The 1,813-nt window shown below is 58.1% G+C and carries 2 protein-coding genes; both read right to left on the bottom strand.

The features are described 5' to 3' along the window. Positions 1-181: 181 nt before the first annotated feature. Positions 182-994 (bottom strand): lysophospholipid acyltransferase family protein, encoded by an 813-nt coding sequence (locus ABX749_RS31610; protein WP_372899541.1) that lies wholly within the window; start codon positions 992-994, stop codon positions 182-184. 18 nt (positions 995-1,012) lie between these two features. Further along, on the bottom strand, positions 1,013-1,813 hold an 801-nt coding region (locus ABX749_RS31605; RefSeq protein ID WP_372899540.1), incomplete at its 5' end, for an efflux RND transporter permease subunit.

The raw sequence follows: 1,813 nt of genomic DNA, 5'->3' as shown, positions 1-1,813 counted from the left end.
CATTTTTTGACCAACCCATTTTTTGACCAACCCATTTTTTGACCAACCCATTTTTTGACCAACCCATTTTTTGACCAACCCATTTTTTGACCAACTCTTTTTTGCAGCCAACCTAGCTTTGCCCCATCTGTTTGCCCCGCCCCCTCGGTCACTCAGGTCGCCGCGGAAGCGGCTGTTCGTCCTACGTGCCGGCGTTCCATTGGTCCAACTTGGACGTGATGAAGTCGATCACAGCTTGTTGCTGCCGGTCGCCGCGGCCTTCGATGGCGATCGGTTCTCCGAACGCGAACCGCACTTCCTTTTGCGGGTCGATCGGACCGAGGTCCTTGAACCATTTGCCGTTGCCCCACGCATCGGTCTGCAATGCGATCGGCACGACCGGGACCTTGGCCCGAGCCGCCAGCTTGACGCCGATCGAATTGAACGTCCCCGGATCAAAGGTGTCGCTACGGGTGGTCTGGGGAAACACGACGATCGAGATGCCTTGGGCAAGTCGCTCGGCCCCCTCCGTCATCACCCGCTTGAAGTCTTCGCGTGGATTGTCACGTGAGACAGCGATGGGATTGCGTGTCCGCAGGATGTGGCGAAACACCGGATAGTCCATCAAGCTTTGTTTGACCACGAACGTCACGTCGCGAATCGGTTGGATGATGGCGGGCAGGACGATCGTCTCCAGCATGCTCATGTGGTTGCCGACAAACACGCAGGGGGTTGCCAAGTCTTTCACATGCCGCAGCCCCGTGATTTCGAATCGAATGCCGACCGATTCGAGAGATTGCATGACCTCGAAGCTGGTTTCGCTCCAGCGTTGGTTTCCATACTTTCCCTGACGGGCGACGCGACTGGATCGATAAACGTTCCACGCGAACTGGCGATAGAAGCTGACGGTCGGAAAACTCCCTGCGATCCAGCGTTTCTTCCCATCGGCGGTCCGGTAATCACCGTCCTGATCGGACAGCAATTCATTGCAGTGTGGAGTCTCTGTTCCTGTCATGGTCATCAACGCGGGCGGCTATCGATCGTCCTGTGAAGCCGGGGCCGATGAAGCGGGTTGGTGAGCCCGGTCTTGGGTCGGCAGATCACGCGCTGAATCAGCGTCATGCTTCGTCGGTTCCCCTGGCTGCACCAGTTGAACCGTTCGCCGCTGACTTGGCAACGCCGCCGTCGGTCGTGCCGTCTGCGGTGCCGTCTGGGCTGGACTGCCGAACAGCCGTCGCGCCAAACCGGCCTTGGCTTCCAACAGCAGACTGAACAGTGTCGGCACCAATACCAGCGTGAAGATGGTGGACACCAACAGCCCGCCGAGCACGACGCTGCCCAGGCCGCGGTACAGTTCGCTGCCTGCACCGGGGAACAAGACCAGCGGAAACAATCCGAGCACCGTGGTCAACGTCGTCATAAAGATCGGACGAATCCGTGTCCGTACGCTCTCCAGAATCGCCACCCGCGGCGACATGGCGTCCTCACGCATGTGATTGAGCGACTGGTGCACAATCAGAATCGGATTGTTCACCACCGTCCCGACCAGGATCACGAAACCGAGCATCGTCAGGATGTCCAGTTGCTGCGTCAGCTGGCCGGTCATCGACAAATAGACGTTCAACAGGTTGAGCCCCAGAATGCCCCCGACCGCCCCCAGCGGCACCGTCAAGATAATCACCAACGGATACAACCACGATTCGAACAATGCCGCCATCAGCAGGTACGTGATCAGGATCACCAACACAAACTGGCTGGTCAACACACTGATCAAGCTGTCAAGATTCCAGCCCGACCATTGGCCCAGGAACGTCGCCTGCATCTTGCTCAGCTT

Source organism: Stieleria sp., from assembly GCF_041595215.1.
GTDB classification, from domain to species: domain Bacteria; phylum Planctomycetota; class Planctomycetia; order Pirellulales; family Pirellulaceae; genus Stieleria; species Stieleria magnilauensis.
Note: the sequence above shows the minus strand (reverse complement) of the source record. Positions and strands in the feature narration are given on the sequence as shown.